The 24,837-nt window shown below is 69.9% G+C and carries 23 protein-coding genes and 2 pseudogenes; 15 read left to right on the forward strand and 10 right to left on the reverse strand.

The features are described 5' to 3' along the window. Positions 1-86: 86 nt before the first annotated feature. Positions 87-743, forward strand: a complete 657-nt coding sequence (locus DNK56_RS08315; RefSeq protein WP_111331955.1) for a pirin family protein — start codon at positions 87-89, stop codon at positions 741-743. Positions 744-832: 89 nt separating this feature from the next. Here DNK56_RS08315 and DNK56_RS08320 read toward each other — a convergent pair whose 3' ends face one another. The 3 genes from DNK56_RS08320 to DNK56_RS08330 all read right to left on the reverse strand — a co-directional run bounded on the left by DNK56_RS08320 (position 833) and on the right by DNK56_RS08330 (position 2,835). Further along, the gene (locus DNK56_RS08320) at positions 833-1,096 is read right to left on the reverse strand and encodes a DUF397 domain-containing protein (protein WP_111331958.1); all 264 of its coding nucleotides are present in this window, start codon (positions 1,094-1,096) and stop codon (positions 833-835) included. Then, the gene (locus DNK56_RS08325; protein WP_111331961.1) at positions 1,056-1,904 is read right to left on the reverse strand and encodes a helix-turn-helix domain-containing protein; all 849 of its coding nucleotides are present in this window, start codon (positions 1,902-1,904) and stop codon (positions 1,056-1,058) included. The genes DNK56_RS08320 and DNK56_RS08325 overlap by 41 nt, the downstream gene beginning before the upstream one ends. A 115-nt stretch (positions 1,905-2,019) precedes the next feature. Next, entirely contained in the window at positions 2,020-2,835 is an 816-nt protein-coding gene (locus DNK56_RS08330; protein ID WP_111331962.1) for a serine hydrolase domain-containing protein, read from the reverse strand. Between the two features lie 92 nt (positions 2,836-2,927). Here DNK56_RS08330 and DNK56_RS08335 point away from each other — a divergent pair. Then, positions 2,928-3,212 (forward strand): annotated as a pseudogene (locus DNK56_RS08335) (MerR family transcriptional regulator); the annotation flags it as partial. A 49-nt stretch (positions 3,213-3,261) separates the two neighbouring features. Here DNK56_RS08335 and DNK56_RS08340 read toward each other — a convergent pair. Beyond that, entirely contained in the window at positions 3,262-3,441 is a 180-nt protein-coding gene (locus tag DNK56_RS08340) for an Arc family DNA-binding protein (protein WP_241989804.1), read from the reverse strand. Between the two features lie 45 nt (positions 3,442-3,486). Here DNK56_RS08340 and DNK56_RS08345 point away from each other — a divergent pair, with 45 nt between their 5' ends. Beyond that, positions 3,487-4,719 (forward strand): RNA-guided endonuclease InsQ/TnpB family protein, encoded by a 1,233-nt coding sequence (locus DNK56_RS08345; RefSeq protein ID WP_111331964.1) that lies wholly within the window; start codon positions 3,487-3,489, stop codon positions 4,717-4,719. A 35-nt stretch (positions 4,720-4,754) separates the two neighbouring features. Here DNK56_RS08345 and DNK56_RS08350 read toward each other — a convergent pair whose 3' ends face one another. Next, a complete protein-coding gene (locus DNK56_RS08350; protein ID WP_111335593.1) occupies positions 4,755-6,410 on the reverse strand; it encodes an IS1182 family transposase in 1,656 nt (551 codons plus the stop codon). Between the two features lie 111 nt (positions 6,411-6,521). Between DNK56_RS08350 and DNK56_RS08355 the strand changes: the two are divergent. The 3 genes and pseudogenes from DNK56_RS08355 to DNK56_RS08365 all read left to right on the forward strand — a co-directional run. Further along, positions 6,522-6,698 (forward strand): annotated as a pseudogene (locus tag DNK56_RS08355) (MerR family transcriptional regulator); the annotation flags it as partial. Beyond that, positions 6,698-7,714 (forward strand): aldo/keto reductase, encoded by a 1,017-nt coding sequence (locus tag DNK56_RS08360; RefSeq protein WP_111331967.1) that lies wholly within the window; start codon positions 6,698-6,700, stop codon positions 7,712-7,714. The pseudogene DNK56_RS08355 and the gene DNK56_RS08360, both read left to right, overlap by 1 nt. Before the next feature lie 525 nt (positions 7,715-8,239). Further along, positions 8,240-8,929: an RICIN domain-containing protein gene (locus tag DNK56_RS08365; protein ID WP_241989806.1), complete on the forward strand. Its 690-nt coding sequence runs from the start codon at positions 8,240-8,242 to the stop codon at positions 8,927-8,929. Between the two features lie 157 nt (positions 8,930-9,086). Here DNK56_RS08365 and DNK56_RS08370 read toward each other — a convergent pair whose 3' ends face one another. The 3 genes from DNK56_RS08370 to DNK56_RS08380 all read right to left on the reverse strand — a co-directional run bounded on the left by DNK56_RS08370 (position 9,087) and on the right by DNK56_RS08380 (position 12,133). Further along, positions 9,087-10,046 carry a DUF4429 domain-containing protein gene (locus DNK56_RS08370; RefSeq protein WP_111331970.1) on the reverse strand — a complete coding sequence of 320 codons (960 nt, stop codon included), beginning with the start codon at positions 10,044-10,046 and terminating at the stop codon, positions 9,087-9,089. 88 nt (positions 10,047-10,134) lie between these two features. After that, complete coding sequence (locus tag DNK56_RS08375; protein WP_111331972.1) at positions 10,135-11,346, reverse strand: alpha/beta hydrolase; 1,212 nt, start codon at positions 11,344-11,346, stop codon at positions 10,135-10,137. 130 nt (positions 11,347-11,476) lie between these two features. After that, a complete protein-coding gene (locus tag DNK56_RS08380; protein ID WP_111331974.1) occupies positions 11,477-12,133 on the reverse strand; it encodes a TetR family transcriptional regulator in 657 nt (218 codons plus the stop codon). A 117-nt stretch (positions 12,134-12,250) separates the two neighbouring features. Here DNK56_RS08380 and DNK56_RS08385 point away from each other — a divergent pair, with 117 nt between their 5' ends. Both DNK56_RS08385 and DNK56_RS08390 read left to right on the forward strand, forming a co-directional pair. Next, positions 12,251-13,858 carry an MFS transporter gene (locus tag DNK56_RS08385; protein ID WP_111331976.1) on the forward strand — a complete coding sequence of 536 codons (1,608 nt, stop codon included), beginning with the start codon at positions 12,251-12,253 and terminating at the stop codon, positions 13,856-13,858. Between the two features lie 243 nt (positions 13,859-14,101). Continuing rightward, the gene (locus DNK56_RS08390) at positions 14,102-14,530 is read left to right on the forward strand and encodes a peptidase inhibitor family I36 protein (RefSeq protein ID WP_111331978.1); all 429 of its coding nucleotides are present in this window, start codon (positions 14,102-14,104) and stop codon (positions 14,528-14,530) included. Between the two features lie 68 nt (positions 14,531-14,598). Here the strand turns inward: DNK56_RS08390 and aceE are convergent, their stop codons facing one another. After that, complete coding sequence (aceE, locus tag DNK56_RS08395) at positions 14,599-17,340, reverse strand: pyruvate dehydrogenase (acetyl-transferring), homodimeric type (protein WP_111331980.1); 2,742 nt, start codon at positions 17,338-17,340, stop codon at positions 14,599-14,601. 539 nt (positions 17,341-17,879) lie between these two features. On the opposite strand from aceE, the gene DNK56_RS08400 reads away from it, so the two are divergent. The 6 genes from DNK56_RS08400 (at position 17,880) to DNK56_RS08425 (ending at position 22,499) form a co-directional block, all read left to right on the forward strand. Then, a complete protein-coding gene (locus DNK56_RS08400) occupies positions 17,880-18,317 on the forward strand; it encodes a DUF3052 domain-containing protein (RefSeq protein ID WP_111331982.1) in 438 nt (145 codons plus the stop codon). Positions 18,318-18,476: 159 nt separating this feature from the next. Beyond that, positions 18,477-18,935 carry a peroxiredoxin gene (locus tag DNK56_RS08405; protein WP_111331985.1) on the forward strand — a complete coding sequence of 153 codons (459 nt, stop codon included), beginning with the start codon at positions 18,477-18,479 and terminating at the stop codon, positions 18,933-18,935. Positions 18,936-19,091: 156 nt separating this feature from the next. Continuing rightward, positions 19,092-19,667, forward strand: a complete 576-nt coding sequence (locus DNK56_RS08410; protein ID WP_111335597.1) for a TerD family protein — start codon at positions 19,092-19,094, stop codon at positions 19,665-19,667. A 158-nt stretch (positions 19,668-19,825) separates the two neighbouring features. Then, the gene (locus DNK56_RS08415; RefSeq protein ID WP_111331987.1) at positions 19,826-20,401 is read left to right on the forward strand and encodes a TerD family protein; all 576 of its coding nucleotides are present in this window, start codon (positions 19,826-19,828) and stop codon (positions 20,399-20,401) included. A 70-nt stretch (positions 20,402-20,471) separates the two neighbouring features. Further along, positions 20,472-21,599 carry a DUF475 domain-containing protein gene (locus DNK56_RS08420; protein WP_111331990.1) on the forward strand — a complete coding sequence of 376 codons (1,128 nt, stop codon included), beginning with the start codon at positions 20,472-20,474 and terminating at the stop codon, positions 21,597-21,599. Between the two features lie 165 nt (positions 21,600-21,764). After that, the gene (locus DNK56_RS08425) at positions 21,765-22,499 is read left to right on the forward strand and encodes a TerD family protein (RefSeq protein ID WP_111331993.1); all 735 of its coding nucleotides are present in this window, start codon (positions 21,765-21,767) and stop codon (positions 22,497-22,499) included. Between the two features lie 26 nt (positions 22,500-22,525). Here DNK56_RS08425 and DNK56_RS08430 read toward each other — a convergent pair whose 3' ends face one another. Beyond that, a complete protein-coding gene (locus DNK56_RS08430; RefSeq protein ID WP_111331995.1) occupies positions 22,526-23,383 on the reverse strand; it encodes a TerD family protein in 858 nt (285 codons plus the stop codon). A 221-nt stretch (positions 23,384-23,604) separates the two neighbouring features. Here DNK56_RS08430 and DNK56_RS08435 point away from each other — a divergent pair, with 221 nt between their 5' ends. Next, positions 23,605-24,768 carry an HpcH/HpaI aldolase/citrate lyase family protein gene (locus DNK56_RS08435; RefSeq protein WP_111331998.1) on the forward strand — a complete coding sequence of 388 codons (1,164 nt, stop codon included), beginning with the start codon at positions 23,605-23,607 and terminating at the stop codon, positions 24,766-24,768. Positions 24,769-24,837: the final 69 nt, after the last annotated feature.

Raw genomic sequence — 24,837 nt, forward strand, 5'->3', positions numbered from 1 at the left:
CGCACGTGCGGAGGGCCGGGGCCGGTGGCGGGCCGGCCGGGCGCCCGCCGGGGGTCCCGCGGGCCCGGCCGGGCTACCGTGGACGCGTGATATCCGTACACCGCGCGGGCGACCGGTTCGAGGGCGGGGACGAGGCGGCCGGCATCGCGTCCCGGCACTCGTTCTCCTTCGGCACCTTCTACGACCCCGACAACCTCCGCTTCGGCCCGGTCCTCGCCTGCAACGAGGAGCGCCTCGCGCCCGGCGCGGGCTTCGAGGAACACCCGCACAGCCATACGGAGATCGTCACCTGGGTCGTCGAGGGCGAGCTGACCCACCGGGACACCGCCGGCCACGCCACGGTCGTCCGGGCCGGCGACCTCCAGCACCTCAGCGCCGCCTCCGGGGTCCGCCACGTCGAACGCAACGACGGCGACCGCCCGCTGACGTTCCTCCAGATGTGGCTGGCCCCCCTGGAGGCCGGCGGCGAGCCCGCGTACACGACCGTGCCCGGCATGACCGACGCCACCCCGTACGAGCTCCCGGCGGCCGGGGCCGTGCTCCATGTGCGGCGGCTCGACCGGGGCGGGCGCGCGCCCGTGCCCGACGCGCCCCGGGCGTACCTCCACGTCGTACGGGGCACGGTGCGCGTCGGCGGGGAGGAGCTGACGGCGGGGGACGCGGCGCGCGTCACCGGCGGGAGCGGCCTCGAACTGTGCGCGGCGGACCCGGCGGAGGTCCTGGTCTGGGAGCTGCCGGCCTGACGCGGCGGGCCGAAGGGGCGCGGTCGCCGGGTTCGGGGTACGCGAAGGGCCTGGGAGACCCGCATGGTCTTCCCAGGCCCTTGTGAGGATCAGAGTCCGGCGACGAAGGTGCGCCAGGCGTCGGCGCCGATGACGACGACGGGGCCGTCCTGCACCTTGCTGTCCCGCACGGGCACGGAGGCGGCGCAGCCGTCGTGCACCTCGACGCAGTCGCCACCCGTGTTTCCGCTGTGGGACGACTTGCGCCACGCGGCGCTGCCGGCCACGGCGCACTCGACGCAGTCGCCACCCGTGTTTCCGCTGTAGCTGGACTTACGCCACTGCGCAGCCTTCGGTGCGTGGCCGGTTTCCATAGCGCTCCTCCATGACGCGGGCGATCAGGACCGCCGAATCCTCCACGGAGAGCGCGGCGGCCTGGAGCGAAGCATAGCGGAGCGAGGCTTCCCTGATCGTGTCCGAGTTGGCGGTCATGTGGCCCGAGATCAGGTCCTCGGTGTAGACGATGTCCGGGTCGTCGTCGAAACGCAGGACATTGAACGAGCCTGCGAGGCTTGCGTGTTGGCCTACGGCGAAGGGCAGTACCTGAACGCGCGTCCAGCGGTTGGTGGCGAAGTCCAGCAGCCGGTTCAGCTGGGCGCGCATGACGGCGGGGCCGCCGATCGGCCGGTACAGGACGGCCTCGTCCAGGACGACCAGGGCAAGCGGCGGACGCGCGCCCTCCAGAATGCGCTGGCGCTCCATCCGGGCGGCGACCAGGGTGTCCAGATCGTCCGGCACACCGGTGGCCAGCACGGCTCGGGCGTACTCCTCGGTCTGGAGCAGGCCGTAGATCAACTGGGACTGGAACGTGGAGATGTACGCGGCCCGCGCCTCCATCTCCGCGTACTCCTGGAACCAGGACGGCAGTTGGCTGCGCAGGACCAGGCTCACCAGCCGCGAGAAGTGGCCGTCCGTGCGCAGGGCGGCGTCGATCCGCTCCGAGAAGTCCCGCGTGGGGATTCTCCGGGTCGTCTCGACCTGGCTGACCAGTGTGTTGGCGCAGTAGATGCTCTCGCTCAGCTGGACCTGGCTCAGGTCGGCGGCTTCGCGCAGACGGCGCAGCTCCGATCCGTAGTAGCTGAGGGGAGAAGCGGCGGGATCGAGCGGCTGAAGGCTGCCCACGGGGACCTCCGGGATGCGACGCCTCGCGGCGTTCGGTTCCGTACCCGGCCGACCGTAGCCAGTCGCTCGCGGAGAGGTGACATGAATCACGTAATGACCACCCGAACCGGTGGTGCTACCGGCCCAGTTCCGCCAGCACCGCGTCCGTGAACGCGGGCCACACCTCGGCCGCCCACGGGCCGAAGGCCCGGTCGGTGAGGGCGACGCAGGCCGCGCCCGCCGCCGGGTCGATCCAGAGGAAGGTGCCGGACTGGCCGAAGTGCCCGAAGGTCGCGGGGGAGGAGGCTGCCCCGGTCCAGTGCGGGGACTTGGAGTCGCGGATCTCGAAGCCGAGGCCCCAGTCGTTGGGGTTCTGGTGGCCGTAGCCGGGCAGGACGCCCTTGAGGCCGGGGTGGACGACGCTCTGTGCGGCCAGCACCGTGCGCGGGTCGAGCAGCCGGGGCGCCTGCACCTCGGCCGCGAAGCGCGCCAGATCGTCGACCGTGGAGACGCCGTCCTTGGCGGGGGAGCCGTCCACCGTGGTGGCGGTCATCCCGAGGGGTTCGAGGATCGCCTGCCGCGCGTATTCCGGGAACGGGATGCCGGTGGCCTCGGCGATGTGGTCGCCCAGGACCTCGAAACCGGCGTTGGAGTACAGGCGCCGGGTGCCGGGCGGGGCCATCACCCGGTGCTCGTCGAAGGCGAGGCCGCTGGTGTGGGCGAGGAGGTGGCGTACGGTCGAGCCCTCCGGGCCGGCCGGCTCGTCCAGTTCCACGGCACCCTCCTCGTACGCCACCAGCGCCGCGTAGGCGGCGATCGGTTTGGTGACGGACGCGAGGGGGAAGCGGTGCGCGGTCGGGCCGTGCGTACCGGCGACCGTGCCGTCCGCTCGTACGACGGCCGCCGCCGCGTGGGGGACGGGCCAGTTCTCGATCATCGCCAGGCTCTGCATGCGTACGAGAGTAGATTCCTGATCCCGGTCGCCGGAAACCCGCACCCGTCGGTGCTTGCTTGGAGTGCACTCCAACGTCATAGCGTGGAGGCATGACGGTGATGGAGACCACTTCGACACGGACCGACCTCTGCGCCTCCGGCCCCTCGGCGCACCCGCGGCCCGACGGGCAGGACCGGTACACGATCAGCGAGGTGTCCGCGTTCACCGGCCTGACCGCGCACACGCTGCGCTGGTACGAGCGGATCGGCCTCATGCCCCACGTGGACCGTTCGCACACCGGGCAGCGCCGATTCAGCGACCGCGACCTGGACTGGCTCGCCTTCGTCACCAAGCTGCGGCTGACCGGCATGCCGGTCGCCCACATGGTCCGCTACCGGTCCTATTCGTAGTGCACCGGGCTTCGGCCCGGTGGTGAAGCGAATCTCAAGACTGCTCTGACCTCGACTGTGGGCCCGGATCTTCACTGTTCGTCCGGGCCGACTTGGCGGCTCGGCGCACCACGGCGATCAGCCACGAGTTCAGGGAGCGGTCGTCTGCGGTGGCAGCATCGACGGCCAGGCTGTGCACGTCGTCGGGTAGGCGCAGGTTCACATGCTTCGTCATGGGACCATTCTGGCACTGGTCCCATATTGATGCCAGGTTGGCCCTATGCGGCTTCGGTACGGCTTCCGCTTGTACCCGAGCGCCGGTCAGCGCACGGCGTTGGCGAGAGCGTTCGGGTGCGCGCGGGTGGTCTACAACGACGCGCTCCGCGCTCGGGAGACCGCCCGTGTGGAGGGGTTGCCGTTCCCGAAGGCCGGCGACCTGTCGAAACAGCTCATCACTGCAGCGAAGGACACCCCGGAGCGGGCCTGGCTCGGCGAAGTGTCAGCGGTCGTTCTCCAGCAGTCCCTCCGCGACCTGGACGCCGCGTACCGTAACTTCTTCGACGGGCTCAAGGGCAAGCGCCCCCGCATGGGCGCGCCCCGGTACAAGTCGAAGCGTGATGCCCGGCAGGCGGTCCGTTTCACCGCGAACGCCCGCTGGTCGGTCACCACCGGCGGGAGACTGCGCCTGCCGAAGATCGGCGACGTCAAGGTGGAGTGGTCCCGTTCCCTGCCTTCGGTGCCGTCGACGGCGACAGTGGTCAAGGACAGTGCGGGCCGGTACTTCGCGAGCTTCGTCGTGGAGACCGGCCCGGAAGAGGTGCTGTCCGAGGTTGTGCCCGTGGTGGGCATCGATCTCGGAATCGGGCACTTCGCCGTCCTCTCCGACGGCCGGAAGATCGACAACCCGCGCTTCCTGCGCAGGGCGGAGAAGCGCCTGAAGAAGGCGCAGCGGGAGCTGTCCCGCAAGAAGAAAGGCAGCAAGAACAGGGATAAGACCAGGGTCCGCGTCGCACGAGCACACGCCCGTGTCGCGGATGCGCGGCGTGAGTTCCACCACCAGCTCTCCACGAAGCTGATCCGCGAGAACCAAGCGGTCGCCGTGGAAGACCTGGCGGTCAAGGGGCTCGCCCGCACACGCCTGGCCAAGTCCGTGCACGACGTCGGATGGTCGGCGTTCGTGAACATGCTGGAGTACAAGGCCGCTCGGTACGGGCGCACCTTCGTGAAGATCGGCCGCTTCGAGCCGACATCACAGGTGTGCTCGCAGTGCGGCGTGAAGGACGGCCCGAAGCCCCTGAATGTCCGCGTGTGGACGTGCGGGGCGTGCGGGACCGTCCTGGACCGGGATATCAACGCGGCGGTCAACGTCGCCAAGGCCGCCGGACTGGCGGTGTCAGCCTGCGGAGCGCAGGTAGGACCGGGACTTGTCCCGGCACAGCGCGAAGAAACAGGAACCCACCCGAAGCCCCAGCCGGTGACCACCGGCAAGCAGGCGGGAATCTCCGCCCTTTAGGACTCCGTTGGGGAATGCAGAAACGGGGCTGGTGGTCAGGCTGTCAGGGTGAGTGCGGCGAGGTGGGAGGTGCGTGTTGGGCCGAGGGGGGTGCCGTTCAGCCAGGCGTCGAGTCGGATGATGTTGATGGCGGTGGCTGCGAGGACGTTGCCGAGGTGGGTCTTGCGTTGCCCGGTGTAGCGGGTGTGGCGGATGCCGGTGCGGCGGACGGCTTGCGAGATCGTGCCCTCGACACCGGCCCGGATGTCGTACCGCTTCTTCCACTCCTCGGTTCGCTGTTCCCGGCGGCGCTGGTCGAGAACCTGCTGCTGCTCGCGGGGCAGCAGGGTGAGGCTTCGGCCCCACTTGCCGTTCGACGCCCTGGTGCACTTGTCCCGCACCGGACAGGCCGCGCAGTCCTGAGCGGTGAAGTGCACCCGCGAGACGGGTGTGCCGCTGCTCTTGCGCTGATCGGACCAGCTGGCACTGACCTTGCCCTGGGGGCAGACGGCCGTCTTGGCGTTCCAGTCGATGGTGAACGCGCTCTGTGTGAAGTGCTCGCCGTCATGGTTCTCGTGGCAGGTGTCCAGGCCGACCGGCCCCACCAGCTCGATCCCGTACTGGTCCCGGGCGGTGACGATGTGCGCGGCGGTGACATAGCCGGCGTCCACGTCGTGTTCGTCGGGAAGCAACTCCCGTTGTCCCAGGCCCTGGTGGACGGCCTCGGTGATCTCGGTGTCGGCGACGGTGGCGTCCGTGGTGCAGACATGGGTGATCAGGTGCGGGGCGTCGGGTTCGCAGGTCTCGCTCAGGTGGGTCTTGTAGCCGCACCAGCCCGATCCCCGCTTCACGCCGTAGCGGGCGTCGGGGTCGTAGGGCGAGGAGAGCCGACGTCTGGCCGGCGGGAGGTCCTTGCCCTCCCGCCAGTGCACCCCCTCGCTGTCGCGGTGGTACTGCTCGACCCAGGCCCGGCGCAGGACCTGGACGGCCGGGATCTGCCGCAGCCAGGAGGGGGCCCCGGGGGCATGGACGGCCTCAAGGACGGTGAAGCCGTCCCGGCCGACCTGCTCGGCCCACTGCGCGCGGACGTTCTCGCCCTTGGGGAACCGGTAGGAGTCGACCCGGGCGCCGTAGCGCTTGACCCAGTCGGCGGTGACCAACCCGCTCAGCCAGTCCGGGGCAGCCACGGCCAGCGCCTCCAGCGCGGCGCGCAGGGTCTCGCCGACGAACTCCATCCGGTTCAGTGTCCGCACCGCCGCCAGCACATGGGTGGAGTCGGTGCGCTGACGGCCCCCCGACCGCAGCAGCCCAAGCGCGGAGATCCGCTCCAGGACCAGGTCCAGGGCTTTCTCCTCCAGGCCGTGCTCGATCAGTCGGACGCGGAAGTCGCTCAGGACAGAGAAGTCGAACCCGGGGTCGTCCAGTTCCAGGCCGAGGAGGAACTTCCAGTCCATACGGGCCCGCACCTGGTCAGCGGCCTGCCGGTCGGTGAGCCCTTCTGCGTACTGCAGGACCGAGACCAGCGCCAGCGCGCCGGGCGAGACCGCCGGACGCCCCCGCTTCGCGAACGCCTCCGCGAAGGACCCGTCCTCGAACAGCGAGCCGAGAGCCTCGCGCACCCGCACCGCAAGCGTGCCCTTCGGGAACGCCGCCCGCACCACCCGAGCGGTCAGCTCCGGCACCCCACGGTCATCCCGGGACTCCAACGACACCCAGCCCACCCCTCGCTCCAACGAACAGAACGATCATGCCAACCACAACGAGTCGACGACGCCAGTTTCTGCATTCCCCAACGGAGTCCTTTAGGGCGGAGAGGATGTCAAGCGGAGCTGATACGCGAGGGCGACCACACCTTCGAGGAACGCCAGGAACTGCTGGAGGCGACCCGCCGCGACGTGCGGACGCGGATCGCGGAGCTCCAGGACACCCTGGCCGTGCTGGACTACAAGATCGACTTCTACGCGGGCGCCCGGCGGGCGCCGGAAGGAACCGGTGCCTGATGACGGACGACAAGATCGCCACCGCGGAGCTCGGCAGGGGCGGCCCGCGGGTCGGGGTCCAGGGCCTCGGCTGCATGGGCATCAGCGAGTTCTACGGCGACACCGACGAGGTTTCGGCCCGCGAGACGCTGGAATCGGCGCTGGAGGTGGGCGTCACCCTCTTCGACACCGCCGACATCTACGGCAGCGGTGCCAACGAGACCTTCCTCGCGCCGTTCGTCGGGGCGCACCGCGACGAGATCACCCTCGCCACCAAGTTCGGCATCGAGCGGCGCGAGGCCGACCCGGACTACCGGGGCGTCAACAACCACGCCGCCTACATCCGCACAGCCGTCGAGGCCAGCCTGCGCCGGCTCGGCACCGAGGTCATCGACCTCTACTACATGCACCGCCACGACCCGGCCGTCCCGTTCGCCGAGTCCGTCGGCACCATGGCCGAGCTGGTGAAGGAGGGCAAGGTCAGGCAGCTCGGGCTCAGCGAGGTCACCGGAGCCGAACTGCGCGAGGCGTACGCGGTGCACCCCATCGCCGCCCTCCAGTCCGAGTGGTCCCTCTTCAGCCGCGACGTGGAGCGCAGCGCGGTGGCGGCCGCGGCCGACCTGGGCGTCACGGTCGTGCCGTACTCGCCGCTGGGCCGGGGCTTCCTCACCGGGTCCTTCGCGGACGCGGGCAAGGAGCTGTCGCAGGGCGACTTCCGCGCCTCGCAGCCCCGGATGACCGGCGAGAACGCGAAGACCAACGCGGCCCTCCTGGAACCGGTCCGCACGATCGCCGCCGCGCACGGCGCGACCGCGGGGCAGATCGCGCTCGCCTGGGTCCAGCAGCGCGCCCGGGTCCACGGGATCGCCGTCGTCCCGATCCCCGGCACCCGCAGGAGCCACCGCCTCCGGGAGAACGCGGCCGCCACCCGCATCACGCTCACCGACGACGAACTGGCCCTCCTCGAACCGATCGCCGGCCGGGTCGCCGGCGACCGCTACCCGGACATGAGCCTGACCGCGCTCGCCCGCGAGTAGCGGCCGCGCGGACCGGCTGCGGGTGCCTTGGCCGGTCGGGTCGCGAGCCGCGGGACGGATGCGTACCGACAGCGGAGCGCGAGCCCGTACGGCGTCGGAGGGCGGTGGCCGCGGAACCAACGAGCTCGCCGGTCGGGCGCGGCTTCGGCGGTGGCGGGCCGGCCGCGTGTGTGCGGGGTGGGTGGGCGGCGCCCGGTCCGGTCGACTCCCGGGCCGGTCCTGCGGGGAGCGGTATTCGGACATTTTCTGCGGGCGGTTGGTGAGATGCGCTTCGAACCGCCGTATTTCCCGTGCTTCGGGATGACGGCCCCTCGGGCTCGATGACGGCGCCGCACCGGCAAGGCGCATGACGGTGTATCGCCGATCCCCTGCCCGGCAAAATCCGGCCATAGCAAGGGAGTGCGTTGACAGTGATTGATATGCCCACAACAATTCCACAGGTTTCGCGAGTCCTCTTCACAACTTCTCCCGAAAGGAAGGTGGTTCTCAGTGAGACGTGTTCCGAGACGCGCATCGTCGATGTTGATGACGATCCTGATGGCCGTGTTCGCGGCCCTGACCCTCCCGGCCACCGCCCACGCGGCAAGCCCTGGTAACTGCTCGCCGCACCGTAACGGTCCCGTCGGCTCCGTCTCGTGCACCGGGGTGTCGCCGGGCACGATGTGGCGTACCGAGATCGGCTGCTTCTATGTGGTCAACGGATGGCCCGTGGAATACGAGGCCTTCGGCGGGGTGGTCACGGGCAACGGAACGTCGACCGGCCTGTGCTCCCAGCCCGGCTCGTATGCCGGCAATCTGCTCCGTGCCGTGGTCGTGGGTGTCCAGGGCAGCCAGGGGCGGCTCGTCGGATACGGCGGCAAGTGCGTGGATATCCGCAAGTCGAGGACGACGGTTGCCACGCCCGTCCAGATCTACAACTGCAACGGCACCGGCGCCCAGTGGTGGACTCTCGGATCGGACCACACCGTGAGGGGGCTCGGCAAGTGCCTGAACGTCGTGTGGGCGGGCACCGCGAACGGGACCAAGGTGGAGATCTACGACTGTCTGTCCGACAGCCTCAGTGAGCAGTGGATTCCCCAGGCCAACGGGTCGCTGAAGAACGTCAACTCCGGCAAGTGCCTTACTGACCCCGGTTTCAGCACCGCCGACAGCACCCAGTTGGTCATCTGGGACTGCAATGGTCTCGCCAATCAGAAGTGGGTACTGACCCCCTGACGCACTCAGCCGGGATCCGGAACGCATCGCCGTCGAGGACACGAAGCCCGGCGCGGGACAACAATGAGGAAGCGGCCCACGCCTGATTCGGCGCGGGTCGCTTCCGCGCGCACGGGCGCGGGGCCCGCTATCGGCTCGGTCATGGGCGGGACGGCCGTTACAGCTCGGCGAGGAGCTGCGCCTTCTTCGCGCTGAACTCCTCGTCGGTCACCAGGCCGGCCCGGTGCAGCTCACCGAGGTGATGGATGCGCTCCGCGATGTCCGCCGGGTCGCGCCGGGCGACAGCGGCGGTGGCGTGGGGCGCGGTGAGCGGGGGCCCGGACTGTTTCCTGCGTACGGATTCCAGTACGGCCGCCGCGAAGGGCAGCGACTCGTGGACCGGGCCGTAGCCGAGCCCGAAGATCACCGCGGCGGGGTCCTGGTCGGCGCGCGCGGGCCGGGGTATCACCGGTTGGACGCCCGTCGCCGTGCCGGACCGCGGCCCGCCGCCGGACGCGGGCCCGGTGAGCCCGCCGGACGCGGGCCCCAGCGGGTCGGAGCCCTTGGGCAGCAGTCGCAGATAGCCCTCGAAGCCCTCCGGCGAGCGCCACTCGACCCCGCACAGGTCCGTGACCGGAAACGTCTGGTCGCCGGCCTTCCACTTCTCGGAGGACGCGCCCGTCCAGAACCAGCGGAAGGAGATCCGCTCGCCGTCGAAGCCCGCCCGGCCGTCGTACGCCTTGAACTGCATCGGGGCCTCGGGGGCGGCGACCAGGAAGCGGTCGGCGGGCCGGGCCGCGTCCCCGCCGAGACAGGCCCGCAGTTCGTCCGCGTAGTACTCCGCGAGGGTCTCGCGGGCGGCGGGCAGGACCAGCCGGTAGGGGTCGCAGCCGTCCTTCAACTGCCCGGCGGCGGCCTCCAGGAGGGGATCGGCGCCGGGGCGCGGCACGGCACGCAGCACCACGGTGCCCCGCCTGCCCGGAGTCAGCGTCACCGACGACAGCGCCGCGTGCGGGATGCGGCGCTCGCGGAGGCTCTGGAGGAGTCTCGGCGTGCGGATGCCCCGTTCGTAGCGGATGAGCACGGAGTCGGTGTCGAACTCCCAGGTGGCATGAATTCCGGCCAGCACATCACCCATGGGCCTCATCGTATGCGGCACTTACCCGCCCCGTCCCCTCTCCGAAGCGACCGCTTCCGGCCATCGGAGGCGGTTTTCTCTACGCGCGTCAGGCAGGCGCGTCGGCGTACACCCCGGCGTTGCAGGAGTTGTCGGCGGACGCGCAGGTCACCGACGTGTACGCGCCCACGCCGATGGCGGCGAAGTTGTCGAGGCTCTCGGTGCCGGGCACGAAGTAGCCGCTGTGGCCGATCGCCCCGTCCGCCGAGACGACGCGGGCGCCGAAGCCCCGGTCCACCGGGTCGGCGCCGTGGCCCAGGCCGCCGATCTCCAGGTTCGGCACGTCCTCGATCCAGTCGCCGCTGTCGCGCATCGCCCACACATGCGCCCGGGTGTGCAGTTCGGCGGTGTTGTCCGCCCGCATGCCGGGGCTGCCGGCCACCGCGATGTCCGCCACCCGGCCGGGCAGCCTGCTCGCGGCGACCCCGCACAGGACGGAGCCGTAGCTGTGGCAGAACAGCGAGACGGGCGCGGGGCCCGGCAGCGCCCGGACCAGCGCGTCCAGCCGGACCGCCCCGCGTTCGGCCAGGGTGCCGGTCGCGGCGTCCATCCCGATGCCCACCGGCGTGGTGTAGTCGGCCCAGGCGATCACGGCGGTGCGCACCCCGGGGTCCGCGGCGCGCTCGGCGGCGTACAGCGCTCGGGCCATGCCGACGGGCGCGGCGTTGACCTTCGCGCCGGTGCGTTCCAGGGTCAGCAGGCCGGTGTCCACGCCGGGCACGACGAGCGAGATGCGCCCGGCCCGGTCGAGGTCGCCGAAGACCTCGGCGGCCAGCCCGCGCCCGGACGGGTCGAACGCCAGGAAGTGCCGGTCCCGGCCGAGCATCGAGCGGAAGCGGTCCAGGCGCTGCTGGGCGCGGGCGCGGCCGGTGGGGGAGAGCCTGGTGTCGTGGACGCGCTCGCGCTCGACCGCGCTCGCCCGCACGATCGCCCGCCGGTTCGCCCGGTAACGGGTGGTGACCGGGGCGCCGTTGAGGTTGCCGACCACCAGCGGGTAGGTGTCGGCGAGGTGGTCGCGCTGCGCGGCGGTCAGCGTGCCGAAGAAGTACGCCAGCTTGTACGGCGGGGCCGCGGCGTCGGGCAGCGGCCGGCCCGCTATCGATCCCTTGGCCCAGGCGGCCAGCGCGAGCGCGCGGCCGTCGGTGGAACGCTGATGGCGTACGGCGGTCCAGCCGGTGGTCGCGAGCATCACGAAGACGACCGCCAGGGCGAGCAGCGCGCGCCAGGCGGTGAGCGTGGGGGAGGAATCGAAGGAAGTCACTCCGGACCACCCTAGGAGACGCACGGGGCCGGTTCGGGAGCGGGGTGACGCACATCACCCGACTGTGCGGAATGACACGGCGATCGCCTCACGCTGCGTGCGTGGGCGGCGCTTGTACGTTGGTGGCGCTCTACGGTGCGCGCCAGTCCCCGGCGAGGGCCGGGGTGAGCGCGTCGAGGTAGGTCTCGGTCAGCGTGCGGAGCGAATCCATCCCGGCGTCCCGCCCCTGGCCCCACAGTTGGCCGGCCGCCCGCGTCACGCCGGAGAAGGCGGCGACCGCGACCCGGGGGCGCGGGTCGCGGGCCATGTCCAGCCCCTCGCGCCCCGCGATCAGTTCGGCGATCCGGTTCTCCAGCTGGATGCCGCGGTGCAGATGGACGGCGAGCAGCGACGGGGTGGACTCGATCATCCGGTAGGCCCGCATGTGGAGTTCGACCGGGATGATGGACTCCACGGTCGCTCCGATATCGTTCCAGGCGCACAGCACGGCCTGGCGCATGGCTTCGAACGGGGCCTCACCGGCGGGCCGTTGGCGCAGTTCGGAGAGGAAGTGCGACTCCACCATGTCCTGCACGGCGAAGACGACGGCCTCCTTGCCCGCGAAGTAGCGGAAGAAGGTGCGCTGGGAGACCTCGACCGCGTCGGTGATCTCGTCGACGGTGGTCTCCTCGTACCCGTGGGTGGTGAAGAGTTCGAGGGCGGCGACGAGCAGCGCGTCGCGGGTACGCCGCTTCTTGCGCTCGCGCAGCCCCGTCGGGAGGGCCGCGGACGGCTGCCCTTCGGTCACTGAACTGGTCCTCTTTTCCCTGCTTTGTCCAGCTCAGCCTACCTGTGAGCTACGTGACAGTTACCGAATAGTGAAATGGTTTGTCAACTGTCAGCGGCTGACACTAATCTCGCGCGTATGACTAGTCAGACCACCGTCGAAAAGGCTCCGCGGGACCCACAGGGCCCCGGTCCCGCACCGGCCGGAGGGCTGCGCGGCCACCCCTGGCTGACGCTGTTCTCCGTGGCCATCGGCGTGATGATGGTCGCGCTCGACGGCACGATCGTCGCGATCGCCAACCCCGCCATCCAGCAGGATCTCGGCGCCTCGCTCGCCGACGTCCAGTGGATAACCAACGGCTACATGCTCGCCCTCGCGGTCTCCCTGATCACCGCGGGCAAGCTGGGTGACCGCTTCGGTCACCGCCAGACCTTCCTCATCGGTGTCGTCGGCTTCGCGGCCGCCTCGGGCGCCATCGGGCTGTCCGACAGCGTCGCCCTCGTCATCACCTTCCGGGTGCTCCAGGGCCTCTTCGGCGCGCTGCTCATGCCGGCCGCGCTGGGGCTGCTGCGCGCCACGTTCCCGGCCGAGAAGCTGAACATGGCGATCGGCATCTGGGGCATGGTGATCGGCGCCTCGACCGCGGGCGGCCCGATCCTCGGCGGGGTGCTCGTCGAGCACGTCAGCTGGCAGTCCGTCTTCTTCATCAACGTGCCGGTCGGCGTGATCGCCCTGGTGCTCGGCATCCTGATCCTCAAGGACCACCGCGCCGAGAACGCGCCGCGCTCCTTCGACATCGCGGGCATCGTCCTGCTGTCCGGCGCGATGTTCTGCCTGATCTGGGCGCTGATCAAGGGCGCCGAGTGGGGCTGGGGCGACCTCCAGACGGTCGGCTACCTGGTCGGCGCGGCCGTCCTGTTCCTGGCGTTCGCGATGGTCGAGCAGCGGGTGCGGGAGCCGCTGGTCCCGCTGGGCATGTTCCGCTCCGTCCCGCTCTCCGCCGGCACGGTGCTGATGGTGCTGATGGCCTTCGCGTTCATGGGCGGCCTGTTCTTCGTCACCTTCTACCTCCAGAACGTGCACGGCATGAAGGCCGTGGACGCGGGCCTGCACCTGCTGCCGCTGACCGCGATGATGATCGTCGCCTCGCCGGTGGCGGGCGCCCTGATCACCAAGTTCGGCCCGCGCGTCCCGCTGGTGGGCGGCATGGTCTGCACCGCCGTCGCCTGCTTCGGCATGTCCCAGCTGACCGTCGGCACGAGCACGCTGACGATGTCGATCTGGTTCGCCCTGCTCGGCCTCGGCCTCGCCCCGGTCATGGTCGGCGCCACCGAGGTCATCGTCGGCAACGCCCCGATGGAGCTGTCCGGCGTCGCCGGTGGCCTCCAGCAGGCCGCGATGCAGGTCGGCGGCAGCCTCGGTACGGCGGTGCTCGGCGCGATCATGGCCTCGCGCGTCGACTCCGCGCTGCCGGGCAACTGGAAGGACGCCGGGCTGCAGCAGCTGACCCCCGAGCAGCTCGAACAGGCGTCCTCCGCCATCAAGGTCGGCATGCCGCCGGTCACCGAGAAGACCCCGCCGGAGATCGCGGGGAAGATCGTGGGCGTCGCGCACGACACGTTCGTCTCCGGCATGAGCACCGCGTTCATGGTCGCCGGAATCGTCGCGGTGATCGCCGCCCTCGTCGCCACGCTGACCAAGCGCGGCGAGAACGCGGAGGCGGGCATGGGCGGCGGCCACATCTGACGGCCGCGGCACGCCCCTGGGCGCAACCACGGCCCCGCGCACACCACACCCCCGCGCGCGCACTACGGCCCCGCGCGCACCACGGCCCCGCCGGAGCGATCCGGCGGGGCCGTCACCTGTACGGGTGAATCCCGCTCCGAACCCTTCCGATTACTCTCCGTGATCACGCAGGGTGGATGGCGGGAGATCCACACCGGTGGACGCTCCCCTCACAGGTTCCATCACCACGGGGGTTCATCTCGCATGCGTACGACCTTTGCCGCGACCGCCCTGGCCGCCGTCGCCCTGATCACCACGGCCCTCTTCACGCCCGCGACCGCCGGAGCGGCGGCGTCGGCCGCAGCCGCCGTGCCCGCCGGGGCCGCAGTGCCCGCCGCCGCGCCCGTCCGCCTCGGGGACTGCGCCAGTGGACAGCTCTGCCTCTGGACGAAGCCGGACTTCACCGGAGCCCGGCAGACCCATGAGCTGTCCACCATCGACATCGAGAGCTGCGTGCCGCTGAAACCCGGCACCACCGCCCAGTCCCTCGCCAACCGCACCGGCCGGCCCGTCACGACCTACCAGTCCGCCGAGTGCCAGGAGACCGGCGAGTTCGAGACCTACCCGGGCGGCGGCACCTGGCTGCCCCGCTCCCCGTACCAGGTCCGCGCCTTCAAGGTGTGGGAGAACTGAACGGGCCCGGACGCGCCGCGGGGCGGCGGCACCCTTGCGGGCACCGCCGCCCCGTTCCGGACACGGCGTTACGCGTCTCCGCCCGCGGCCCCCGGATCGGCCGAGGCCACGTCCAGCAGCTCGTAGCGGTCGACCGCCGTCTTCAGCGCCGAACGGTCGATCTTCCCGTCCTTCGCCAGCTCCGTGAGCACCGCGAGCACGATCGACTGCGCGTCGATGTGGAAGAACCGCCGCGCCGCGCCCCGCGTGTCCGCGAAGCCGAAGCCGTCCGCCCCCAGCGACTGGTACGTGCCGGGCACCCAGCGGGCGATCTGGTCCGGGACCGACCGCATCCAGTCCGACACCGCCACGAACGGCCCCTGCGCCCCGGACAGCTTGCGCGTCACATACGGGACGCGCTGCTCCTCCTCCGGGTGCAGCAGGTTGTACCGCTCCACGTCCACGGCCTCGCGCCGCAGCTCGTTCCAGGAGGTCGCCGACCAGACGTCCGCCCGTACGTTCCACTCGTCCGCGAGGATGCGCTGGGCCTCCACCGCCCACGGCACCGCAACCCCGGAGGCCAGGATCTGGGCCGGGATCTCGCCCTTCTCCCCGCTCCGGTAGCGGTGGACGCCCTTGAGGATGCCCTCGACGTCCACGTCGGCCGGCTCCGCCGGGTGCTGGATCGGCTCGTTGTAGACGGTGAGGTAGTAGAAGACGTCCTCGTTCTCCTCGGGCGTCCCGCCGTACATCCGGCGCAGCCCGTCCCGGACGATGTGCGCGATCTCGTACCCGAACGCCGGGTCGTAGGCCACACAGGCCGGGTTGGTCGAGGCCAGCAGCTGCGAGTGCCCGTCGGCGTGCTGGGTGCCCTCGCCGGTCAGCGTCGTCCGGCCGGCGGTCGCGCCGAGCACGAAGCCGCGGGCGAGCTGGTCGGCCATCTGCCAGAACTGGTCGCCGGTGCGCTGGAAGCCGAACATCGAGTAGAAGACGTACACCGGGATCAGCGGCTCGCCGTGCGTGGCGTACGCCGAACCGGCGGCGATCAGCGAGGCCGTGCAGCCGGCCTCCGAGATCCCGTCGTGCAGCAGCTGACCGGTCGGCGACTCCTTGTACGCGAGCAGCAGATCGCGGTCCACCGACTCGTACTGCTGCCCGAGCGGGTTGTAGATCTTCGCGCTCGGGAAGAAGGCGTCCATCCCGAACGTGCGGTACTCGTCGGGCGCGATCAGCACGAAGCGCCTGCCGATCTCCTTGTCCCGCATGAGGTCCTTCAGGATGCGGACGAACGCCATCGTGGTGGCGATCGACTGCTGCCCCGAACCCTTCTTCGCCGCCGCGTACGCCTGGTCGCCGGGCAGCGCCAGGGGCTTCGCACGCACCACACGGGTCGGGACGTAGCCGCCCAGACCCTTGCGGCGGTCGTGCATGTACTGGATCTCCTCCGTGTCGCGGCCGGGGTGGTAGTACGGCGGGTTGCCGTCCTCCAGCTCCTTGTCCGCGATCGGGATGTGCAGCCGGTCCCGGAAGCGCTTCAGGTCCTCGGCGGTGAGCTTCTTCATCTGGTGGGTCGCGTTGCGGCCCTCGAAGTTCGGCCCGAGGGTCCAGCCCTTGACCGTCTGCGCCAGGATCACCGTGGGCTGGCCCTTGTGGGCCTTGGCCGCCGCGTAGGCCGCGTACACCTTGCGGTGGTCGTGGCCGCCGCGCCCCAGGTGCAGGATCTGCTGGTCGGTCATGTCCTTGACCATGTCGCGCAGCCGGGGGTCGTCGCCGAAGAAGTGCTCCCGGATGTACGCGCCGGTCTCCGTCGCATACGTCTGGAACTGCCCGTCCGGCGTCGTGTTCAGCTTGTTGACCAGGATGCCCGTGCGGTCCTGCGCCAGCAGCGGGTCCCAGGACCGGTCCCAGACCAGCTTGATCACGTTCCACCCGGCGCCCCGGAACTGGGACTCCAGCTCCTGGATGATCTTGCCGTTGCCGCGCACCGGCCCGTCGAGGCGCTGGAGGTTGCAGTTGACGACGAAGGTCAGGTTGTCCAGGCCCTCGCGGGCGGCGATCGACAGCTGGCCCAGCGACTCCGGCTCGTCCATCTCGCCGTCGCCCAGGTACGCCCACACATGCGAGTCCGACGTGTCGGCGATGCCGCGCGCCTCCATGTAGCGGTTCATCCGCGCCTGGTAGATCGCGCCGAGCGGGCCGAGCCCCATCGACACCGTGGGGAACTCCCAGAAGTCCGGCATCATCCGCGGGTGCGGGTAGCTGGACAGCCCGTTCGGCGCCTTCGACTTCTCCTGGCGGAACGCGTCGAGCTGCGCCTCGCTCAGCCGGTCCAGCAGATACGCGCGGGCGTAGATCCCGGGGGAGGCGTGCCCCTGGAAGAAGATCTGGTCACCGCCCCGGCCGTCGTCCTTGCCGCGGAAGAAGTGGTTGAAACCCACGTCGTACAGGGAGGCGGACGACGCGAACGTGGCGATGTGGCCGCCCACGCCGATGCCCGGCCGCTGGGCGCGCGACACCATCACGGCCGCGTTCCAGCGGGTCGCGTTGAGGATCTTGCGTTCGATCTCCTCGTCGCCGGGGAAGAACGGCTCGTCCTTCGTGGCGATCGTGTTCACGTAGTCCGTGCTGCGCATCTCCGGCACGGCGACACGCTTCTCGCGCGCTCGCTCGATGAGCCGGAGCATGAGATAGCGGGCCCGCTCACGGCCGCGCTCGTCGACGGCGGCGTCGAGGGAGTCGAGCCATTCACGGGTCTCTTCGGGATCGAAATCCGGGACCTGACTCGGAAGGCCGCCAATGATGATCGGGTTGCGATCTGATCCGGAAGCCACGCTGTTCCTTCGCTGTTCGGTGCTGCGCTTCGGGGTCTGCTGCGGGAGTCCTGCCCCCGGCCGTATCGATGTGTACGCCTTCCCCATCGTGTACCGCTGGAACGCTTACGTCATCTCTACCGAGAGGTAACCGCGCACGCGTTCCGGACCCGGTCCGGCCGGGGCGGATGGACCGCCGCCGAGTGGGTATCGGTGCAGCAGAAGGTGTCGGGACAGGAGGGACAGTCGGGATGACCGAGGACGGACCGTAACCATACGCCCAAGGCGTCCAAGTGTTCCCAAACACGGCTCGGCTCCGGATGCCGACGCGAAACGGCATAAGCTGTCCATGGACGTAGGTCGCACAGGGAGCGGAGAAAGCGCGCGGGCCCTCGTGGAGGACCGCCGACAGGACGGCGACGTGGGAGGAATCGTCACCGTTTAGGCGGTCTCGTACGCTGGGTACTTGCGCGATCCGCCGCTCCCGTGTGGACTACGGCCAGCGCCCCGCGCACGCGCGTGGCTGAAGCATTTTCCGAAACATGATCAGGAGGCAACCCGTGAGCGCGACCGCGGACCACGCGGAGGAGCGGACCAACCCGGCGACACGCCTGGGGTTCGAGCCCGGACAGGTGGTCCAGGAGATCGGCTACGACGACGACGTCGAGCATGAGCTCCGTGAGGGCATTGAGGCCATTACCGGCCAGGACCTCGTCGACGAGGAGTACGACGACATCGCCGACGTCGTCCTGCTCTGGTTCCGCGACGAGGACGGCGACCTTACGGACGCGCTGGTGGATGCCATTGGTCTGATCGACGAGGGCGGCGAGATCTGGCTGATGACGCCGAAGACCGGCCGCGACGGATACGTCGAGCCGAGCGACATCAACGAGGCCTCGCAGACCGCCGGTCTCACCCAGACCAAGAGCGTCAACGCGGCCAAGGACTGGTCGGGAAGCCGACTCGTCACGCCCAAAGCGGCCAAGGCCAAGCGCTGACCGCTCCGACCACTGAGGGCCCCCGACAGGCATCGCGCCGGCCGGGGGTCTTCGTGCGTCCCGCTTTACCGGGTGCCGCACGGGCGGCCCCCTCCTCTGCGTAGGGTGGGGGTCACCCGGACAGCCCAGCCCGGTGATGTAGCGAAGGGACGCGTTTCCATGGCGATCGAGGTCGGCACCCAGGCCCCGGATTTCGAGCTGAAGGACAACCACGGCCGGACCGTGAAGCTCTCCGACTTCCGCGGTGAGAAGAACGTGGTGCTGCTGTTCTACCCGTTCGCCTTCACCGGCGTCTGCACGGGCGAGCTGTGCGCGCTCCGCGACGAGCTGCCCACGTTCGAGAACGACGACACGCAGCTGCTCGCCGTCTCCAACGACTCCATCCACACCCTGCGCGTCTTCGCCGAGCAGGAGGGCCTGGAGTACCCGCTGCTGTCGGACTTCTGGCCGCACGGCGAGACCTCGCGGGCGTACGGCGTCTTCGACGAGGAGAAGGGCTGCGCCGTGCGCGGCACCTTCATCATCGACAAGGAGGGCGTGGTGCGCTGGACGGTCGTCAACGGGCTGCCCGACGCGCGCGACCTCAACGACTACGTCAAGGCGCTCGGCGCGCTCTGAAAACCGGTTCGGGAGTGGACCGCAGACCGGAGACCCGAGGCCCGAATGCCTGTTGAGGCCGGGAACCGGTCACTAGTATCCACTCGTTGATCCGATGTCAACACGACGTGGAGGCGCCGGCACCGGCCGGCCCCCAAGAAACCAATGGGAGGACTCGTGGGAGTCAGCCTCAGCAAGGGCGGCAACGTCTCGCTGACCAAGGCCGCGCCCAACCTGACCGCGGTCATCGTGGGTCTCGGCTGGGACGCCCGTACCACCACCGGCGGGGACTTCGACCTCGACGCCAGTGCTCTGCTGACGAACGCCGAGGGCAAGGTCGCCAACGACGGCAACTTCGTCTTCTTCAACAACCTCAAGAGCCCCGACGGCTCCGTCGAGCACACCGGTGACAACCTCACCGGTGAGGGCGAGGGCGACGACGAGGTCATCAACGTCAACCTGGCCACGGTGCCGGCCGACGTCGACAAGATCGTCTTCCCGGTCTCGATCTACGAGGCCGAGTCCCGCCAGCAGAGCTTCGGCCAGGTCCGCAACGCGTACATCCGCGTCGTCAACCAGGCCGACAACACCGAGCTCGCCCGCTACGACCTGTCCGAGGACGCCTCGACCGAGACCGCCATGGTCTTCGGCGAGCTGTACCGCAACGGCGCGGAGTGGAAGTTCCGGGCCATCGGCCAGGGCTACGCCTCCGGTCTGCGCGGCATCGCGCAGGACTTCGGCGTCAACGTCTGAGTCGCCCTGGGGCCCCGGCCCCGGCATCAGCATCCGTCCGGCGCCGCACCACGTGCGGCGCCGGACGCGCAGGGCGGACGGAGCCGCCGGCCGAACACGTGCGGCCGGCGGCTCCGTCCGGTACAAAAGACGGTTCACCAACTCGGGGAGGACACACCATGGGCGTCACGCTCGCCAAGGGAGGCAATGTCTCCCTCTCCAAGGCCGCACCCAATCTCACCCAGGTGCTGGTCGGTCTCGGCTGGGACGCACGATCCACGACCGGGGCCGACTTCGACCTCGACGCCAGCGCGCTGCTGTGCCAGTCCGGCCGGGTGCTCGGCGACGAATGGTTCGTGTTCTACAACAACCTCACGAGCCCCGACGGTTCCGTGGAGCACACCGGTGACAACCTCACGGGTGAGGGCGAGGGCGACGACGAGTCGATCATCGTCCACCTCACGCAGGTGCCGGCCCACTGCGACAAGATCGTCTTCCCGGTCTCGATCCACGAGGCCGACAACCGCGGCCAGACGTTCGGCCAGGTCAGCAACGCGTTCATCCGCGTCGTCAATCAGGCCGACGGCCAGGAACTGGCACGGTACGACCTCAGCGAGGACGCCTCGACGGAAACCGCGATGATCTTCGGCGAGCTCTACCGCTACAACGGCGAGTGGAAGTTCCGTGCAGTTGGTCAGGGGTACGCGTCGGGGCTGCGCGGCATCGCTCTAGACTTCGGGGTCAACGTTTCGTAAAGCCGCGCACGGCGCGGGGGAGCCCCGTGCACATCGGGGGAGACCCGTTACATACATGATGGGGTAGCCAGTGCTTCTGAAAACCTTCGGGTGGTCGTTCGCGATCACCGTGGCCGGTCTTGTGGCCGCATTCTTCTACGGGGGGTGGGAAGCCTTCGGTGTGGTGGCGATCCTGTCCGTCCTGGAGATCTCGCTGTCGTTCGACAACGCGGTGGTCAACGCCGGAATCCTGAAGAAGATGTCTGCCTTCTGGCAGAAGATCTTCCTCACGATCGGCGTCCTGATCGCGGTCTTCGGTATGCGGCTGGTCTTCCCCGTCGTGATCGTGGCTGTCACGGCGAGTCTGAACCCGATCGACGCGATCGACCTGTCGTTCAACGACCCGGACCAGTACAAGCAGCTGGTCACGGACGCCCACCCGGCGATCGCCGCCTTCGGTGGCATGTTCCTGCTGATGATCTTCCTCGACTTCATCTTCGAGGAGCGCGACATCCAGTGGCTGCGCTGGATCGAGCGCCCGCTCGCCAAGCTCGGCAAGGTCGACATGCTGTCGGTCTGCGTCGCGCTGATCGTTCTGCTGATCGCCTCCCTGACCGTCGCCACGCAGGCCCACCAGCACGGCGGCGGCCACGCGGACAAGGCGGCGACCGTCCTGCTCTCCGGCGTCGCGGGTCTGATCACGTATCTGATCGTCGGCGGGCTCTCCGGCTACTTCGAGGACAAACTCGAAGAGGAGGAGGAGCGCGAGCACGAGGCGGAGGAAGAGGCCAAGCGCAGCGGCAAGAAGGTCTCGGCCATCGCCCTCACCGGCAAGGCCGCGTTCTTCATGTTCCTCTACCTGGAAGTGCTCGACGCCTCCTTCTCGTTCGACGGCGTGATCGGCGCCTTCGCCATCACCAACGAGATCGTGCTCATGGCCCTCGGCCTCGGCGTCGGCGCCATGTACGTCCGTTCGCTCACGGTCTACCTGGTCCGCCAGGGCACCCTGGACGACTACGTCTACCTGGAGCACGGCGCGCACTACGCGATCGGCGCGCTGGCGGTCCTGCTGCTCGTCACCATCCAGTACGAGATCAACGAGATCATCACCGGTCTGATCGGTGTCGTCCTGATCGCCTGGTCCTTCTGGTCCTCGGTCCGCCGCAACAAGGCGCTGGAGGCGGAGGAAGGCAGCACCGAAGTGACCGCCGGGGTGTGACCCGGTAGGTATGGAGGGAACGCTCTCTGCGGGGCGGCTCGTACGGCAACGGCTCCGGGACACCCCGGAGACGGCCCGGAGCCGCCCCGCGGTGGTGCGTGCGCCGTATGCGCCGTATGCGCCGCATGCGACGGGTGAGGGACCGAGAAAGGGGCGGGGTCGGGGATGGCGTTCTGGGACAGCCTGTGGCCGGGGCGGGACACACGATTCGAAGCGGGCAGCGCGGCCACCAACTCCATCGTGCTGACCCGGCGGCACGCCACGGTCTCGCTGACCAAGCAGGGAGCGCTCAGCGGCAACCTCCGGGTGAACCTCTCCTGGCGCATGCGCACCTCGGACATCGGGGGCCGCTCCCGCCAGAGCGGCCGGCTGCTGCACCCACTGAAGCTGTTCCAGCCGGAGGCCGTCCAGGCGCACACCCAGGGCATGGTCAACGTCGACCTGGACCTGGGCTGCATGTACGAGCTGGCGGACGGCACCAAGGGCGTGGTGCAGCCGCTGGGCAACCTGCTCGGCGATCTGAACGGGCCGCCGTACATCAGGCTCAGCGGCGACGACCGCTTCGGAGCCCCCTCCGGCGAGACCCTCTACGTCAACATCGATCAGCGCGAGCACATCAAGCGGCTGATGTGCTTCGTCTACATCTACGACCAGACGCCCGCCTTCGACCGCACGCACGCCAAGGTGACCCTCTATCCCGGCAACGGGCCCAGCATCGAGATCGAGCTGGACGAGCGCGCCCCGCAGGCCCGCTCCTGCGCGGTGTTCACGCTGGAGAACGTCAAGGACGAGCTGATCGTGCGGCGTGAGGTGAAGTTCGTCTACGGCTTCCAGTCCGAGCTGGACCGGATGTACGGCTTCGGCATGCAGTGGGGCCGCGGCTACAAGACCCGCACCTGAGCGTGTCCCGTCGCCGCGTGCCGTTCTCAGGGCCGTATGAACTGTGGGCCCTGCGGGGGCAGCGTGAAGTTCGGGTCGGGCGCCGGCGCGGCCGCCGGGGCGGGCTGCGGGTAGCCGTAGGCGGGCTGCGGCGAGGCCGGCTGGGGATAGCCGTACGAGGGCTGCGGGGCCGGGGCCGCGGCGGGCTGCGGATAGCCGTACGAGGGCTGCTGGTGCAGCACGGTGGCCTGCGAGTCGGGCGCGGGCGCCGGAGCCGGCGGGAACGCGGGAGCGGGCGGCGCCTGGTCCGGCCGGTACTGCGGCTCGGGCTGTGCCGGGGCCTGGGGCTGCGGCTCGGGCTCCGCCTCGTCGACCGAGATGCCGAACGCGGTCGCCAGGCCGATGAGACCGGTCGGATAGCCCTGCCCGACCGCCCGGAACTTCCAGCCGTCCCCGCGCCGGTACAGCTCGCCGCAGATGATCGCGGTCTCCTCGCCGGTCTCCGCGCGCACGTCGAACACGGCGAGCGGTTCGCCGCCGGCCGCCGCCGCGTCGTAGATGAGGATGCGCAGATCGCGTACGTGCTCGAAGGCGGCCCCGTCCGAGGACGCGGCGATGACGACCTGGTCGACCGACGGGTCCAGCGCGTTCAGATCGGCCTCGATGGTGTCCGTCAGGCCCTCCGGCAGACTGCGCTTGGGCAGCCTGCGCACCAGGCCCGACGGATGGCGCGGCTGGTTGTAGAAGACGAAGTCCTCGTCCGAGCGCACGCGCCCGCCGGCGCCGAGCAGCAGGGCCGAGGCGTCCACGTCGGGCACCCCGGCGCCCGGCGTCCAGCGCAGCACGGCCCGTACGGCCATGGCGTCGAGGGGGACGTTCGAGCCTTTCACCATCGCGTGCGTCATGCCGGTCATCCTGCCTGCTGGCCGCCCGCGCGGACAACGCGGGGGGCGTGGTGTCCCTTCCGGCAGCCGGTCGGATTCACCCGCTCCGCCCCCCTCGAAAGCAGTACGAAAGGGGTACGACATCCGGAATTCACCTCAGCTGGGAACTGCCGACACCCGTTCGTACGTACTATTACCGGCCACACGTTGTCCGATCGGTCAGAGAGTACGGGGGGAATTGCATGCGTCATTTCGGTCATATCGCAGCTGCTGCGAAGGACGGGCTCTTCTTCCAGGAGCCCTGTGAGTTCGACCGGGACTCACCGGGCCCCCTGCTCTCCGCCGCGCTGGGCGCCACGCTCTACAGTCCCGCCACCCGCCCCCGGCTCGCCGACGACATCGTCAAGCTCGCCGGGCGCGGAGTCGTCTCGATGGTGTTGTGCCTGGAGGACTCCATCGACGACTCCGAGGTCCCCGGAGCCGAGGAGAACCTGGTCCGGCAGTTCGCCGACCTCGACACCCGCCCCGCCGCGCTGCCGCTGCTGTTCATCCGGGTCCGCGAACCGGAACAGATCACCGATCTGGTGGGCCGCCTCGGCGCGTCGGTCCGGCTGCTGTCCGGATTCGTACTGCCCAAGTTCACCCGCGAACGTGGGACGCCCTTCATGGACGCCCTGACCAAGGCCGAGGCGAGCGCCGGACGGCGGCTCTTCGCCATGCCGGTCCTCGAATCGCCCGAACTGCTCCACCTGGAGACCCGCACCGACACCCTCCGGGGCATCGCCGAGATCATCACCGCCCACCGCGACCGCGTACTCGCGCTGCGCCTCGGCGTCACCGACTTCTGTTCCGCCTACGGACTGCGGCGCTCCCCGGACATGACGGCGTACGACGTGGGGATCGTCGCCCACGTCATCGCCGACGTCGTCAACATGCTGGGCCGCGCCGACGGGACGGGCTTCACGGTCACCGGACCCGTCTGGGAGTACTTCCCCCGCCAGGAGCGCATGTTCAAGCCGCAGCTGCGCAGCAGCCCCTTCCAGCAGAACCGGGCCGAGTCGCTGCGCACCGCGCTCATCGCCCACGACCTGGACGGGCTCCTGCGCGAGATCGAGCTGGACCGGGCCAACGGCCTCCTCGGCAAGACCTGCATCCACCCCTCCCACGTCGCCCCCGTGCACGCGCTGTCCGTGGTCAGCCACGAGGAGTACAGCGACGCCCGCGACATCCTGCGGCCCGAGAGCAACGGCGGCGGAGTGCTGCGCTCCGCCTACACCAACAAGATGAACGAGGTGAAGCCCCACCGGGCCTGGGCGGAGCGCACGCTGCTGCGCGCCGAGGTCTTCGGCGTGGCGCGGGAGGACATCGGCTTCGTGGACCTGCTGACGGCCTGCCTCGCGGAGTGACCGCAACCGGCGGCAGGATCGGGTACGGACGGGCCGGGCGGTTGCTCCGGGCCCGGCGGACGAACGGAA

Origin of the sequence: Streptomyces sp. AC1-42W, from assembly GCF_003248355.1 — a bacterium.
Lineage (GTDB): Bacteria > Actinomycetota > Actinomycetes > Streptomycetales > Streptomycetaceae > Streptomyces.